Origin of the sequence: Actinomadura sp. 6N118, assembly GCF_044326415.1 — a bacterium.
Lineage (GTDB): Bacteria > Actinomycetota > Actinomycetes > Streptosporangiales > Streptosporangiaceae > Spirillospora.
The window spans coordinates 248,842-263,388 of record NZ_JBIRAZ010000005.1 but is presented as its reverse complement, the minus strand read 5'-3'; the positions used below and the strand labels follow the sequence as shown (position 1 = coordinate 263,388).

Annotated in this window: 11 protein-coding genes; 8 read left to right on the top strand and 3 right to left on the bottom strand. The window is 69.7% G+C overall.

Translation table 11 applies throughout. From position 1 onward, the window contains the following. The first annotated feature begins 117 nt into the window (after positions 1-117). The 3 genes from ACH34W_RS14795 to ACH34W_RS14785 all read left to right on the top strand — a co-directional run bounded on the left by ACH34W_RS14795 (position 118) and on the right by ACH34W_RS14785 (position 7,268). Complete coding sequence (locus ACH34W_RS14795) at positions 118-4,260, top strand: HEAT repeat domain-containing protein (protein ID WP_395961425.1); 4,143 nt, start codon at positions 118-120, stop codon at positions 4,258-4,260. Between the two features lie 86 nt (positions 4,261-4,346). Then, positions 4,347-6,746, top strand: a complete 2,400-nt coding sequence (locus ACH34W_RS14790; RefSeq protein ID WP_395961424.1) for an ATP-binding cassette domain-containing protein — start codon at positions 4,347-4,349, stop codon at positions 6,744-6,746. A gap of 33 nt (positions 6,747-6,779) precedes the next feature. Beyond that, positions 6,780-7,268 (top strand): endonuclease/exonuclease/phosphatase family protein, encoded by a 489-nt coding sequence (locus ACH34W_RS14785; RefSeq protein WP_395961423.1) that lies wholly within the window; start codon positions 6,780-6,782, stop codon positions 7,266-7,268. A gap of 3 nt (positions 7,269-7,271) precedes the next feature. Here the strand turns inward: ACH34W_RS14785 and ACH34W_RS14780 are convergent, their stop codons facing one another. Beyond that, positions 7,272-7,979: a winged helix-turn-helix transcriptional regulator gene (locus tag ACH34W_RS14780; RefSeq protein ID WP_395961422.1), complete on the bottom strand. Its 708-nt coding sequence runs from the start codon at positions 7,977-7,979 to the stop codon at positions 7,272-7,274. Positions 7,980-8,083: 104 nt separating this feature from the next. On the opposite strand from ACH34W_RS14780, the gene ACH34W_RS14775 reads away from it, so the two are divergent. Next, positions 8,084-8,881, top strand: a complete 798-nt coding sequence (locus ACH34W_RS14775; RefSeq protein ID WP_395961421.1) for a class I SAM-dependent methyltransferase — start codon at positions 8,084-8,086, stop codon at positions 8,879-8,881. Here the strand turns inward: ACH34W_RS14775 and ACH34W_RS14770 are convergent, their stop codons facing one another. Next, positions 8,882-10,018 (bottom strand): methyltransferase domain-containing protein, encoded by a 1,137-nt coding sequence (locus ACH34W_RS14770; protein ID WP_395961420.1) that lies wholly within the window; start codon positions 10,016-10,018, stop codon positions 8,882-8,884. A 408-nt stretch (positions 10,019-10,426) separates the two neighbouring features. Between ACH34W_RS14770 and ACH34W_RS14765 the strand changes: the two genes are divergently transcribed. The 4 genes from ACH34W_RS14765 (at position 10,427) to ACH34W_RS14750 (ending at position 13,192) form a co-directional block, all read left to right on the top strand. Beyond that, positions 10,427-10,705, top strand: a complete 279-nt coding sequence (locus ACH34W_RS14765) for a hypothetical protein (RefSeq protein ID WP_395961419.1) — start codon at positions 10,427-10,429, stop codon at positions 10,703-10,705. Further along, complete coding sequence (locus ACH34W_RS14760) at positions 10,695-11,180, top strand: GNAT family N-acetyltransferase (RefSeq protein ID WP_395961418.1); 486 nt, start codon at positions 10,695-10,697, stop codon at positions 11,178-11,180. Before ACH34W_RS14765 ends, ACH34W_RS14760 begins: the two co-directional genes overlap by 11 nt. A gap of 297 nt (positions 11,181-11,477) precedes the next feature. Next, positions 11,478-12,293 carry an oxidoreductase gene (locus ACH34W_RS14755; protein ID WP_395961417.1) on the top strand — a complete coding sequence of 272 codons (816 nt, stop codon included), beginning with the start codon at positions 11,478-11,480 and terminating at the stop codon, positions 12,291-12,293. 74 nt (positions 12,294-12,367) lie between these two features. Then, positions 12,368-13,192, top strand: coding sequence for an enoyl-CoA hydratase/isomerase family protein (locus ACH34W_RS14750; protein WP_395961416.1), 825 nt, complete (start codon positions 12,368-12,370; stop codon positions 13,190-13,192). 108 nt (positions 13,193-13,300) lie between these two features. On the opposite strand, the gene ACH34W_RS14745 is transcribed toward ACH34W_RS14750, so the two are convergent. After that, positions 13,301-14,521 carry an MFS transporter gene (locus ACH34W_RS14745; protein ID WP_395961720.1) on the bottom strand — a complete coding sequence of 407 codons (1,221 nt, stop codon included), beginning with the start codon at positions 14,519-14,521 and terminating at the stop codon, positions 13,301-13,303. Positions 14,522-14,547 lie beyond the last annotated feature (26 nt).

The window sequence follows — 14,547 nt, the reverse complement described above, 5'->3', positions numbered from 1 at the left end:
GTGCGGCGGGCTTCCTTCAGCCCCTCCGGGCCGCCCAGCGCGTCCCGGCTGATGGCCCGGTCTCCACTACCTGTAAGGATCTGGCCAACCCGGGGTCGATGCCTAGGATCGGTTGCCATGACATCGACGGATCCCCGTGCCGCCGCGGAGCTGACGGCGCTCATCGGGCATGAGGACGCGCGGATGCGGCGGTCCGGACTCGTGCGCCTCGCCGCACACCTTGATGCGGGCCATGACGACGAGCGGGTCGCGTACGCCTCGTCGCTGCCGGCGTTTCTGGACGAGTCGCCTGAGGCGGCGCTCGCGTTGGCGCGCATCTACTTGCGGCTGCGCGAGCACGTCCGGTCCTGGCCCGACTGGCGCGCCGCCGATCTGCCGGTCCCCGTCCAGATCGCGTGGCTGAGCGCCGAGATCGCCGACCGGCCTGCAGCCGTGCGGGACGAGCCGGCAGGGGATCGGCTCTACCAGGCCGTGCGCGGGGTCGGCGCGGTGCACGTGGACGACCCCGAGGTTCTCGTAAGAGAGCTGGCGGGACGGCCCGACACCGTGTTGCGGGCGGAAGCGTTCCGAATCACGCGCGAGGCCCTGCACGCAGCCGTGCTGTCCCCGCGCCGGGTGCGGGCGCTCGTGGTCGAGCTTGCCGTCGACGTTCCGGATGCCTTGCGCGAACTCGCCGAGCCCTGGGCGGCGCTGGACCCGCTGCCGCACGAGCACGTACGCCGTCTCCTCGGAACGGGTCCGGCCGACGCAGCGATCGAGGTCGCGGCCCGGCATGGGCACCAGTCCCTGCTCCGCGACGTCGCCGCCGGCCCCGGGTGGCCGCCGGAGCCGCGGCGGCGGGCGCTGGAGGCGCTCGGCGAACTGGCGACCCGGGACGACGTGACGGATCTGCTCGGCATCGCCGCCCGGGACCCGCTGCTGCTCGCCGGGCCCGCCATCGCGTGCCTGCGCGGGCTGCACCGGCGCGGTCACTTCCCGTCCGGACGGGACGTCCCGGCGATCGTGGGACTGGCGCTCGCCGACCACTCGGTTCCCGCCGGCGAGATCGCCACCCTCCTCTACCCGGTCAGGAACGAGGCCGTCCGCGAACTGGCGGCCGACGATCCGCGCCGCCTGGAACTGCTCGTCGCGCTTGACGCGCAGGGCACAGGCGAGCCGATGGCGGGCGACGCCGTCACCGCCCTGGCGCGCGCAGCCAAGGACCCGGCGCCGTTCCTGCGGGCGATCCGGACATTGCGGCACGAGGCCGCCGAGGAGACCGTCATCGAGCTCCTGCCACGCTCACCGCAGGCGGGGCTCGACGCGCTGGAGGCCATCGGGGGTGCGCGGACCGTCGCGGTGCTGCGCGCGGGACTCGGACTGGACGGCGGGGACGTCGCCCCGCACCTGAGCCCGTTCCGGCACCGCGCCCTGGAACTCCTCTGGCATCTCAGCGAAGACCCGGCCGACCGGCGATCGATCCTGGATCGCCTCAACCCGCGGGACGTGCCGCACCGCATCGCCGTCGACCTGGGCGGCCCGGACCCGCACGAGCTCGCCCTGCTCCGTTCCGCCCTGGACCCCGGCGATCCGGTCGAGGCGCTGTCCAGGATCGCCCGCAACGGCGACGCGACCACGGTCCCGGTGATCGCTGACCTGCTGCTGCGGGTCGTGTCCGACCTCGCCGGCGCTTGGCGGTCGGGCGCTGGGCCTGGCACGTCGGGTGCTGGGCCCGGCGCCTCGAACGTCGAACCCGTGGTGCCGGACGACGCCGTGACCGCGATCCGCAACCTCGGCGGTCGGCTCTTCCGGCGGGGCGCGATCCGGCCACACTGCCTGCTGGACGCCGCCGACGAGGCCGAGGCCGGGAACGCGCTCGCCGCGAACCTCGCCCTGGACCTCCTGGAACGTCCTGAGCTCACGCCGCAGGAGCAGACGATCCTGCTCGGCCTCCTGCTCCGCACCCCATACCGCCAGGTCAGGGCGCGGGTCCATCCGCTGCTGCGGCATCGGGACCGGCACGTTCGCAAGCATGCGATCGCACTGATCGCGCGCGACGCCGGGGACGCGCGGGCGCTGTCGGCGAGCCTGATCCCGCTCACCGCCGCCGGCGACCCGCAGACCGTGCGGCAGGCGCTCGTCGCGCTGGGGGAGGCCGGCGCGTCGTGGGCCGCGCCCGCGATCGCCGCCTGCCTCGACCACCCCACCATGAACGTCAAGAAGACCGCTGCCGCCGCCCTCGCCCGCGCCGGCGCACCCGAAGCCGTGCCCAAGCTGCTGCACTGGCTCGGTCATCACGACAACCCCGGTCTGCGTGAGGCGCTCACAGAAGCTCTGCGTGCGATCCTCGGCGACGCCTTCGCCGCCACTCTCGTCGCCGCCGCGGACCGCGCCACGGATGAACGCACACGAACGCTCTTGCTCAACCCCTTGGAGGGCGCCTCGCCCGCTCGGCGGCTCTCGGACGTGGACGCCCTGACATCCGGCCCCTGGGACGCCGAGATCGCGCGTCGTGTCGTGGCCGCGAACACGCCCTCCCCGCGGCTGCGGCCCCTGCTGGCGAACTGGCTGGATCTCGCGGACGGTGACGTGGACGTCCTGCGGTTCACGCTCCGGATCTGCTCTCCACCCTGGTCGGACGTGGAGATCGAGACCTTCGCCCGTGCGTCCCGGACGCTGGTCGAAGCGCTGCCCGTCGCCGGCGACGTCCTCGTGGATCTGCTCGACAAGGTGATCGCACGGTTCGATCCCGCCCGGAAGCTGGAGACGGCCGATCACCTGCGGCGGCTGCCGCTCGGCAGAGCCGCGATCGTCCTGCTACGGCGCTGCGACGCCGTCCTGACCAGGTCCGACCTTGAACGTGCACTGGCGCACAGCGGCCCCAACCCCTGGCTGACGCAGGAGGCCGTCCTCCGTGAGGCGTTCGGCGTGCCGTCCGGTGCGTACGACGACGAGCACTCCTCGCGCGCCCGCCTCGACGCGCTGATCAGTGACTTCCCCAAGGCCCTGCCGGACGTCCAGTCCGCGCTCCTCGACCAGATGATCGAGTTGCAGCCGCTCGGGGCGCCGCCCTGGACCGTCGCCGAGGAGACCCGCCGCCCCGTCCCGGCGACCCGCGTCCCACGCCCCGGAGATCTGGACCAGCCCCGCTCCTCAGCGCAACGAGAACGCCTCCTGGCCATGCTGGACGATCCGGACAGCGCTCGTCGCGAGACCGCAGCCCGGGCCCTCCTTGACTGGCCCGAACCCGATGTCCGCCGGGCCCTCCTCCACGCCTTCCTGGACTCCCGGATCGATGTCGTCCCCGCCTCAGCCCTCGCCATGACGACCGACAACGACCTGGCGGCGGACCCAGAACGCGTCGCCCGGCTGGCGGCCCAGCCCTCGTCCGATGTCGAACGGCTCCTCCCGCACCTGCTCCTCCCGCACCTGCTCCTCGCTTGGGAGCACGGTGACCACGCCGTTCGCGCCGCGGTCGCGTCCGCCCTGCGCCGCGCACCCGCGGACATCGTGGCCGCCGCCCTCTCCGCCCGTCTGGACGCGGGCGCCTGGGGCTTCCTCGATCTCATCTCCGGCCGGACACTGACGCGTACTCCCGTTCTGACCCGCACCGTCCAGCGTCTGCGCGCCGAGGGCCGAGACGATCTCGCCGACAGGCTCGTCCTGGTCGACGGTCCGCTGCGGGCCCCCGGCGCGGCTCGCGAAGACGAGGCCGCGCTCTCTTCCCTACGCGAACGCAGGCCCCCGGCGCCCGAGCCGTCCCGAGCGGAGCTGTTCCAGCGGGCCCGCGAGGGCAGCCCCGCCGAGGTCAGGCGGGCGCTCACCCAGCTGGCTGAACGCCACACCACCGACCCCGAATTCAAGGAACTGCTCGCGGACCTGATCGCCCACCCCGAGACGCGGGTCAGGCTGCACGCCCACCGCGTCTCCCGCATCGTTCTCGACCGGCCCGCCTACCTGGAGCAGACCGAACGGCTCCTGAACGATCCGCAGCCGAACGTCGTCCGCTCGGCCGTCAAAACGCTGAGCCACGCCGCCTGGGAACCGGCGATCCCCGGCCTGATCGCCCTGCTCTCCCACAAACATTCCCCCGTCCGCGCCGCCGCCGCCGAGGGTCTCGTCGCCATCGGCGAGCCGGCCGTCCCCGCGCTCAAGCACGCCGCCGGCCGCGCCCGCCCCGACCGCCGTGCCCGGTACACCGGCGTCCTGGACGAGATCGCGGCCGATCAGGGGCCGGGCCGATCAGGATTCGAGAAGCGTGGGTCGCCCGTCCGCCCCTAGCGTGAACGCCATGGACGTCACCGTTCACGCGCGCGGATCGTGGACGCGACTGTGCCCACTAGATGAGCCCACCAGATGGAGACACGATGAGCATGGCCACGAGGACGGACACGCAATCGTCTGAGTCTGAGTTGCACGTTGCCGACAGCCACGACCTGATCCGTGTGCACGGCGCGCGCGAGAACAACCTCAAGGACGTCAGCATTGAGATCCCGAAACGCCGGCTGACGGTGTTCACCGGCGTTTCGGGCTCGGGCAAGAGCTCGCTGGTGTTCAGCACGATCGCCGCGGAGTCGCAGCGGATGATCAACGAGACCTACAGCGCGTTCGTGCAGGGCTTCATGCCGAACCTGGCGCGGCCGGAGGTCGATGTTCTCGACGGGCTGACGACAGCGATCATCGTGGATCAGGAACGGATGGGGGCCAACCCCCGCTCCACCGTCGGCACCGCCACCGACGCCAACGCGATGTTGCGGATCCTCTTCAGCAGGCTCGGGCAGCCGCACATCGGCTCGCCCAAGGCGTTCTCGTTCAACGTCGCCTCGGTCCGGGCAAGCGGTGCGATCACCGTCGAGCGCGGTGGCAGCAAGGGTAAGGCTGAGCAGAAGACGTTCACCGTGCTCGGCGGGATGTGCCCGCGCTGCGAAGGCACGGGCCGTGTGACCGACTTCGATCTGACCCAGCTCTACGACGACAGCAAGTCGCTCAACGAGGGCCCGTTCAGCATCCCCGGCTACAACGCCGACGGCTGGTACGTGCGCATCTTCGCGGAGGCGGGCTTCCTGGACCCGGACAAGCCGATCCGGAAGTACACGAAGAAGGAACTGGACGACTTCCTGTACCGCGAGCCGACCAAGGTGAAGATCGACCGGACCAACATCACCTACGAGGGGCTGATCCCGCGGATCCAGAAGTCGTTCCTGGCCAAGGACCGGGAGGCGATGCAGCCGCACATCCGGGCGTTCGTCGACCGCGCGGTCACCTTCATCACCTGCCCCGACTGCGAGGGCACACGGCTCAACGAGGCTGCCCGTTCCTCCAGGATCGCGGGGATCAACATCGCCGACGCCTGCGCGATGCAGATCAGCGACCTGGCCGAATGGGTCCGCGACCTCGACGAGCCATCGGTGGCGCCGCTCCTGGACTCGCTGCGGCACAGCCTCGACTCGTTCGTGGAGATCGGGCTGGGCTACCTGTCGCTGGACCGGCCGTCAGGCACATTGTCGGGCGGCGAGGCGCAGCGCGTGAAGATGATCCGCCACCTGGGCTCGGCGCTCACGGACGTCACCTATGTCTTCGATGAGCCCACGATCGGTCTGCATCCCCATGACATTCAGCGGATGAATGATCTGTTGCTGCGGCTGCGGGACAAGGGCAACACGGTGCTGGTGGTGGAGCACAAGCCGGAGACGATCGCGATTGCCGACCACGTGGTGGACCTCGGCCCCGGTGCCGGCACGGCGGGCGGCACGGTCTGCTTTGAGGGCACCGTCGAGGGTCTGCGGACCAGTGACACTCTGACCGGCCGCCATCTCGATGACCGGGCTTCCGCCAAGGACGCCGTACGGACGCCCACCGGCTCGCTGGAGATCCGCGGTGCCACCCGTCACAACCTGCAGAACGTGGACGTCGACATCCCGCTCGGCGTGCTGACCGTGATCACCGGCGTGGCGGGCTCGGGCAAGAGCTCGCTGGTGCACGGTTCGATGCCTGCCGACGCCGGTGTGGTGTCGATCGACCAGGGCGCGATCAAGGGCTCGCGGCGCAGCAACCCGGCGACCTACACCGGACTGCTCGACCCGATCCGCAAGGCGTTCGCGAAGGCCAACGGCGTGAAGCCGGCACTGTTCAGCGCCAACTCCGAGGGCGCCTGCCCTAACTGCAATGGCAACGGCGTCATCTACACCGACCTGGCGATGATGGCCGGCGCCTCCACCACTTGCGAGGAGTGTGAGGGCAAGCGGTTCCAGGCCTCGGTGCTGGAATACACGTTCGGCGGTCGTGACATCAGCGAGGTGCTCGCGATGTCGGTGGCCGGGGCCCAGGAGTTCTTCGGCTCTGGCGAGGCCCGCACCCCGGCTGCGCGCACCATCTTGGACAGGCTCGCCGACGTCGGGCTGGGCTACGTCAGCCTCGGCCAGCCGCTCACCACCTTGTCGGGCGGTGAGCGACAGCGCCTCAAGCTGGCCACTCACCTGGGCGAGAAGGGCGGCGTGTACGTGCTCGACGAGCCGACCACCGGCCTGCACCTCGCCGACGTCGAGCACCTGCTCGCCCTGCTCGACCGACTCGTCGACGCCGGCAAATCCGTCATCGTCATCGAACACCACCAAGCGGTCATGGCCCACGCCGACTGGATCATCGACCTCGGCCCCGGCGCCGGCCACGACGGCGGCCAGATCATCTTCGAAGGCACCCCCGCCGACCTCATCACCGCCCAATCCACCCTCACCGCCCAGCACCTCGCCACCTACGTAGGCACCTGACCACGCCAGGCCCGCATGGCTACCGTGTGGACCATGATCCGATCACGGTGGATTGACGGGCTGCTCTGGCTGCTGGTGCTTCCGCTCACCGAACTTCCGATGATCGAAATCGGCGGATTCCGGCAGGCACGGGCAACGCTTGAGCACCCGAGCGGCCAGCGCGTCGAGGTGGTCTCCGTCCACCCTTGCTCTCCCAGCGACGTGCATGACACGCCGTGCTGGACAGACGGCCTCAGGGCTCTGCCCAGGGCGGGCGGCGGGCTCAAGGTGCTCGCGGGCGATTTCAACTCCACCCTGGACCACCGCCCGCCGCGTGACCTGCTGGGCAGCGGATACCGGGACGCCGCCGACGCCAGGGGAAAGGCGCTGATACCGACCTGGCCACAGCGCTGGTGGAACGTCCCGGACGTGACACTCGACCATGTGCTCGCCGACCGCCGGATGGCAGTGGAGGACTTCAGCGTGCACTCCCTGCCCGGCACCGACCATCGCGCAGTGTTCGCCGCCCTGCGCCTGCCGTGACGGTCAGAGGCTGCTCGGGCCGGGCGCGCCTCGGAGCTCGGCGCGTGGGATTTCGGCGAACCCCGACAGGATGAACCAGGCGGGGACCATTCGCCGCAGGTCCTGCGGGCCTTGGATGGTCAGGTCACCGCTGCGCAGCGCGTCGGCCCAGCGCAGATCGCCGCGCCAGACCCCGACCATGCCGCGCAGGCTGGACTCCACCGTCACCGCGACCTCGTGCCCCGGGTCGAAGTCGCACACGTCCGCCTCGCCTTCGGCGATGACCAGCCACCAGTGCCGGGACTTCGCGGGCACCTCGGGAAACCGGAACAAGACCACCGTCCGGCCGGGCGGCGTGGCGGCATGGTCGATGTTGCGGCGCATGTCCCACAGCAGCAGCGCCGGATCGAGGTCCTCGTCGCCGAGTTCCCCGATCCACCGGGTGCCCCAGGCACCGAGCGCCTCCACGATCGGGCGCAGCTCCAACCCGGCCTGGGTCAACAGGTAATGCACCTGGTCACCGTCGTCTTGGCGGTGCACGACGCCCGCCAGTACGAGCCGGTTCAGCCGCTTGGACAACAGGGTGGGCGACATGCGCGGCACACCGCGGCGCAGCTCGTTGAAGTGCCGGCTGCCCGACAGCAGCTCACGGATGACGAGCAGAGTCCAGCGCTCGTCAAGCAGTTCCATCGCCTTGGCCACGGGACAGAACTGCTGGTACGAGGACCCCATGGATGCAGACTAGATCCGCCCTGGTGGCTAGTACAGATCCTGTACTAGAGAAGATGAGCTGCGCATTCTTAACTCGTTCCGTAGCCAGAAACGAGGGGGCGCATGTGAGTGAACTGAAAGCCAAGCATCGGGCGATGTGGGCCGGGGGCAACTACGTCGCGCTTGCGACGGAGGTGATCCCGACGCTTGGCGCGACGCTGGTCGAGGCGTGCGGCGTACAGCCGGGGCAGCGGGTGCTGGACGTCGCGGCCGGTGCGGGCAACGCCGCCATCCCCGCTGCCCTGCTCGGCGCGGACGTGGTGGCCAGCGATCTGACACCGGAACTGCTGAAGGCAGGGAAGGAGATCGCGGCCCAGCGCGGCGCGCGGCTGAACTGGGAGGTCGCCGACGCCGAAGCGATGCCGTTCAAGGACGAGGAGTTCGACGTCGTCATGTCGTGTGTCGGCGTCATGTTCGCGCCGGACCACCAGGCCAGCGCCGACGAACTGGTCCGCGTCACCCGATCCGGCGGCACCATGGCGCTGCTGAACTGGACGCCCGAGGGCTTCATCGGGCAGATGTTCGCAACGATGAAGCCGTACGCGCCCCCGCCGCCGCCCGGAGCGCAGCCGCCTCCGCGGTGGGGCGACCCCGACCACGTCAGGGCGCTGCTCGGCGACCGGGTGGACGACTTCACCGCCGTCCGCCAGACCGTGCACATCGACCGCTTCAAGACCCCGGAGGAGTTCCGCGACTACTTCAAGGCGTTCTACGGTCCGACCATCGCCGTGTACCGGAACATCGCCGACGATCCCGAACGGGTCGCCGCGCTGGACGAAGCCCTCGCCACGCTGGGCGGCAGCCACCTGAGCCCGGAGGGCATGGACTGGGAATACCTCCTGGTCACGGCTCGCAAGGTCTGATCAGCTCTCCCGGGACACTCCCTTCGATCTGGCCCCACGGGTAGGCGACCTGGTTGCTTCCCGCGGGGTCCGAGAGCGTCTCCGGTCGCGTTGGCGTTCGAGCCGGGCCAGCAGCGGACGGCTGCCGAACAGGCTCAGTTGCTGCACGTGGACGGGTGTCAGGCCGAGCGCCAGGGCATGGCCCAGTCCGCGTGCCTCGGGCAGCAGCACGATCGCCCGTCCCTCGTCGGCGAGGACCCTGGCGAGTTCGTGCCACCATTGCGCCGGGTGCCCGGCGAGGCGTCCACCTGCGTCGACCTGTTCTCCCCAGGGCGGGTTGCACAGGACGCGGTCGATGCTGCGGTCGGCGACGGTGAGGGCGCCGGCGTCGCCGTGCTCGATGGCGACCGGGAGCGGCCCGGCGTTCTGCCGGGCCGCCCGGCGCGCGGCCGGATCGATGTCGAACCCGAGCAGCGTGGTGCCCGGCACTGTGTGGTGGGCCTCGATGAGCAGCGTTCCCGCTCCACAGCACGGATCCAGCACCCGTTGGCCCGGGCGCATTTCGGCCGCCTGGGCCATGGCGGCGGCGACCGGTGGGTGCAGTGTGCCCGGAATGGTCGCGGTCTTGTAGGCGCGCCGGTGTGCTGGGCGCCGCCCTAGGCGGAGCAGCAGGGTGGCGTGGGTGCCGTCCAGCGTCAGCCGCCACCCACTGTGGCCGGCTGGCGGAGCCTCGCCATGCCGGCGCGCGTGGTACGGCACACCGGCGCGCTCGGCCAGCACCCGGCCGACAACGTCCTCGATGTCGTAGCGGTTGTACGTCCTCCGTCCCAGGAAGGACGCCGAAATTTCGATCCCGCCGAACCCGGCTGGGCCACCGCGTGCCCGGCGTTCCCGTGCCAGACCTTCCAGATCGACCGCACGGGCCATCTCGGCCAAGGCGGCCAGATCGCTTTTGTACGGACCGATGTCGTCCCGGCGGCCGGCCAGCAGAAAGACGTCGTCGGCGGTCCGCAAGCGCAAGTCGCCGTCGCCAGCCAGGAAGCCCACCTCACGGTGGCCGATCCAGTCGATGGTCGCGGAACCTGTCCGCAGAATCTCCGTGCAAAGTGCGGGCTCCAGCCCGCGTACGCACCGCGCCACCAGGCGCGCCGCCGTCACGAGACGGTCGGCGTGCCGGGACGCGGGTGCCGAACGAACACGCGCCGTGTGCGCATGATGCCGTTTTCTCCCACGTCGCAACCCGGGACGATGAACGACCGTCCCGCATCGCCGGCGCCGGGTTGATCCGCGTCGTGCCGACGGAGCGACTAGCGGAGGTGGAAGAAGTACGTCATGATCAAGAGCCTATCAAGGCGTCGAGTTCCCCCTCGGCACTGAGGTTCCGCCGCTCGGCTGGTCTGGGTCGATGCGTCGCATCGGATCGCCCTCGACCAGGTGCGCGGGTTGCACGACGCGGATCTGGCCGCGGGCAGGTTGCCCTCCTTGCTGAGGCAATGGCGAGATATTTGCGGAAGCTGTCATTCACGCCACTGGCTCCGGGTGGTCGCCACCAGCACCGTTGATCACATGAGCGCCGTTCTCTCCACCACCCCGGCCGTGCCCGCCGAGCGGCCGCCCACCCCTCTGCCCGCCTCGCCTTCGAAACCGACGTCAGTGACCGCACCGGCCCACCGACCCGATCACCGCACGTACCCGCATCCTGATCAGGACGGACGCCTCGGATACCGGGTCAAGGAAATGATCGGCAGATACGGGCACCGGGTAATGCAGACCGTGGCCGGCCAGCTCAGCCGACCCGTGGATCCACTGACCACACCCGTCTCCGCCATCAGCCGTGGCTGCTGACGGGCGTCCGGCCACGACCGAGGCGTACGAGATCCGTCCGGTCCAGCCAGAAGACCTCGCGGGGTTGGCGCTGCTGTGTAGCGCACACGCCGAGTTCGAGCGCGCGGCTCCGCCGCCCCACGACCTCGCCGACCGCCTACGGCCGGCATTGTTCGCGCCACAACCCCGGCTATGGTGCCTCGTCGTTTGCGCGGCGGACGAGCTCGTGGGCTACCTCTCCTACACGCTCGAATTCGCCACCTGGCAGGCGGCGGAATTCATCCATATGGACTGCGTGTTCCTCGCCGAGGGTTACCGCGGGCGCGGTCTCGGAGCTGAATTGCTGGAACACTTGTGCGGCATCGCGCGACAAATCGGCGTGAACCAGATCCAGTGGCAAACGCCCTCCTGGAACACCGATGCCATCCGGTTCTACGACAGATCCGGGGCGCGTGGCGCGCACAAGATCCGCTACACCCTCCACCGCGAAACCTGATATTCAGCGACCCGAATGACCTGCTGCGATGCGGGAACTCTCCGCGCTCGTCGACAGGGGCAGTGGCTCGCCACCGGTCATCGTCCGGGCTGACATTCCGGCAGCGTGCGGTGGCGACGCCGTGCTGCTGGTGGACCTGAGCTGTACTGGTCGAAGAGGTAGTACTGCCGACCGCTGCAGTCCCTTGATCCTTCTCAGATCGCCGGACGTGACCCCTTGCCATCAGCCGACGACTCCCCATATGGTCGTACGAACGTAAGGCATACGAACGTAATTCAAAACCATAGGGAGCTCGTGATGGCGACAACTAGGCCGGTGGCGCTCGTGACAGGTGCCTCATCGGGGATCGGCAAGGAGACGGCCCGCGCCCTGGCCGCGGCGGGTTTTGAGGTGATCGGAACCGGCCGCAAGACCTCCGGTCTCACCCCGCCCGCCGGTGTGAACTACCTCGATCTCGACGTGGCCAGTGACGAGTCGGCCACCGCCGCGGTCGAAGAGGTGATCGGCCGATTCGGGCGCATCGATGTCCTGGTCAACAACGCCGGTATCGGCTCGGCGGGCGCCGTTGAGGAGAACTCCGTCACCCAGGCCCAGACCATCCTCAACACCAACGTCCTCGGCGTCGTCCGCATGACCAAGGCTGTCCTGCCGTACATGCGCGCCCAGCGCAGTGGACGCGTCATCAACATCTCCTCGGTCCTCGGAGTCGCCCCCCAGCCCTTCATGGCCCTGTACGTCGCGTCGAAGCACGCCATCGAGGGTTACTCAGAGTCGCTGGACCACGAGGTCCGCGAGCACGGCGTCCGGGTCCTGCTCGTCCAGCCCGCCTTCACCAAGACCAGCTTCGACACCAACGCGGCGCAGCCCGACACCCCGCTGCCTGTGTACGCCGAGCGGCGGCGCGTCTTCGACGAGGTGATGGCGGATGCGATGAAGGCCGGCGACGACCCCGCCGTAGTCGCCAAAGTGATCGTCACCGCGGCCACCGACAACAAACCGAAGCTGCGCTACACCGCCGGCCCGCTGGCCTCACGTGTCACCAAAGCACGCCGCCTCATCCCCGCCGGGGTGTTCGACAAGCAGATCCGCAAGAACAACCGCCTCCCCACCTGACATCCCAGTCCGGCTTCAAGGGCGCCGATCCCGCCCGAATGACCGTAATATTTTCGATCCGACATGGAGTGCCCATGAGCAAGCCCAGCACGATCAGTCTCGAACGCCCGACACCCAAGATCGCCACGATCACGTTCTCGAACCCTCCCGCGAACTTGATGGTCGGCGAGACGATGACCAGGTTGCACGAACTCGTCGTGGAATTCGGCGACGATCCCGACATCCAGGTCGTCGTCTTCAAGAGCGGTGTCCCCGACTTCTTCTTCAACCACTTCGACCTGGCTGCCGCCGCGGACTTCCCCGCGGCGGAGGGCGCGGTGCCGGTCTGGACCGACATGGTGCTGCGGCTGACGAAGGCCGACTACATCACGATCGCGTCCATCCGTGGCCGCACCCGCGGCGGCGGCAACGAGTTCGCCCTGGCCTGCGATCTGCGCTACGCGAGCCGGGAGAAGGCGATGTTCGGCCAGCCCGAGGTGGGCGGCGGGCTGCTGCCCGGGGGCGGAGGGACCGAGCGCCTGCCCCGGTTCGTCGGCCGCGACCGGGCCCTGGAGGTCGTCTTGAGCAGCAGCGACTACGACGCCGACCTGGCCGAGCGGTGGGGATGGGTCACGCGGGCCCTGCCGGACGCCGAACTCGACGACTTCGTGGACTCGATGGCGGCCCGCCTGGCCTCTTTCGACAAGACCTCCCTGGCGACCGCCAAGTCGATGGTCAACCGTGCGTCGCTGCCGCCGGACGCCGACCTGGTCGCGGCCTACGGTGAGTTCGCCCACTCGCTGACGCTGCCGGGGTTCCTCACGCGCGCGGCCGGCGCCCAAGCGTTGGTCGCTGAGAAGGGCCTCGACTTCGAGTACCGGATGGGCGAGTACATCGGGATCGCCAACCAACAGGCCTGACACCTCGCCTTGTCGGCGCTCACCGTGGTGCTGCGCCGCAGCGCAGACAGTGAGTGATGCCCTTGAAGGTCATGCGGTCTCCAGAGTGAGCAGGTCGAGCCGCCCGGGCTACTGCCCGGGCGGCATTTCACTACGTGTCATTTCTGGCGTTTCGGGCCGAGTGCCTGAGGCCATCGCGCTTTCCTTGGCAGGGGTGCTCATGGTCTGTGCGGGCAGTCGCCGGTCGATCGCCCAGACAGCGAGGGCGCCGAGGGCGAACCCTGCTCCGAGCAGGCTGGAACCGGCCCAGCCTGCGGAGGCGAACACGATCGTGGTGGCGGCTGCACCGAGGGCGGAGCCGAGGGAGTAGAAGACCATGTAGCCACCGATGACGCTGCTCGTGCGATCCGGATGCGCAGAGGTGAGAACGTGCTGGTTGCTGACATGCGCGGCCTGGACCGCGAAGTCGAGGAGGAACACCCCGGCGACCAGGAGCCACGGCGACCATGGAAGCTGCGCGATCCCCGCCCAGGAGGCGACGAGCAGGGCGAGCGCCAGACCGGTGACCGAGATCGCCCGTCCCGAATCCGCCCACCGTCCGGCGCGCGCCGCACCGAGCGCCCCGGCGAGCCCCGCGATGCCGAGCAGTCCGATTTGGGCCTCGCTCAGGTGCCACGGCGCGTCGGCCAAGGGCAGCGCCATGCCACTCCACAGGGTTCCGAACGACGCGAAGAGGAAGAACGCGATGAGCCCGCGCGTGAGGAACAGGCGCTCCCCGAACAGTCTGACCAGCGATGCGACGACCCGCCCGTACCCTGCCGGACGTTCGGGCCGTTGGTCCGCGGGCAGCACGGCCAGGACGAGGGCCGCGAGCCCAAGCGCGAGCACCGCGAGGACGATGTAGACGCTCCGCCAGCCCCACACGTCGGCGAGCCAGCCAGCGAGGACTCTTCCACCGAGGATGCCGACGACCACGCCCGAGGTCACGACCCCGATGTTCTTGCCGCGCTCGCCCGGCGCAGAGACTGATGCGGCATAGGCCACCGTGGTCTGCACCACCACCGCGAACACCCCGGCTACCGCCAACCCCGCGAACGCTGCCCACGCCGCATGGGCTGAGGCCGAGAGGATCATGCCCGCTGCGGTCAGCGCCAGATGCGCGGCGATGAGCCATTGCCTGTCGACCACATCGCCCAGCGGCACCAACAGAACGAGTCCCGCCAGGTAGCCCATTTGGCCCGTCGCCACGATCCACCCGGTGAGCTCTGCCGGAACGCCGAGATCGCGGCCCATCGGCTCCAACACCGGCTGAGCGGCGTAGATGCTCGCCACCGCGACACCACACACCATCGCAAGCAGTAGCCGCCGCCACCCAT

Excerpts from the sequence above, each read along its gene's own strand:
- ACH34W_RS14765 (WP_395961419.1), top strand. The coding sequence starts at position 10,427 with ATGAGCGCCGTTCTCTCCACCACCCCGGCCGTGCCCGCCGAGCGGCCG.
- ACH34W_RS14795 (WP_395961425.1), top strand. The coding sequence starts at position 118 with ATGACATCGACGGATCCCCGTGCCGCCGCGGAGCTGACGGCGCTCATC.
- ACH34W_RS14750 (WP_395961416.1), top strand. The coding sequence starts at position 12,368 with ATGAGCAAGCCCAGCACGATCAGTCTCGAACGCCCGACACCCAAGATC.
- ACH34W_RS14785 (WP_395961423.1), top strand. The coding sequence starts at position 6,780 with ATGATCCGATCACGGTGGATTGACGGGCTGCTCTGGCTGCTGGTGCTT.
- ACH34W_RS14745 (WP_395961720.1), bottom strand. The coding sequence starts at position 14,521 with ATGGTGTGTGGTGTCGCGGTGGCGAGCATCTACGCCGCTCAGCCGGTG.
- ACH34W_RS14790 (WP_395961424.1), top strand. The coding sequence starts at position 4,347 with ATGAGCATGGCCACGAGGACGGACACGCAATCGTCTGAGTCTGAGTTG.
- ACH34W_RS14780 (WP_395961422.1), bottom strand. The coding sequence starts at position 7,979 with ATGGGGTCCTCGTACCAGCAGTTCTGTCCCGTGGCCAAGGCGATGGAA.
- ACH34W_RS14755 (WP_395961417.1), top strand. The coding sequence starts at position 11,478 with ATGGCGACAACTAGGCCGGTGGCGCTCGTGACAGGTGCCTCATCGGGG.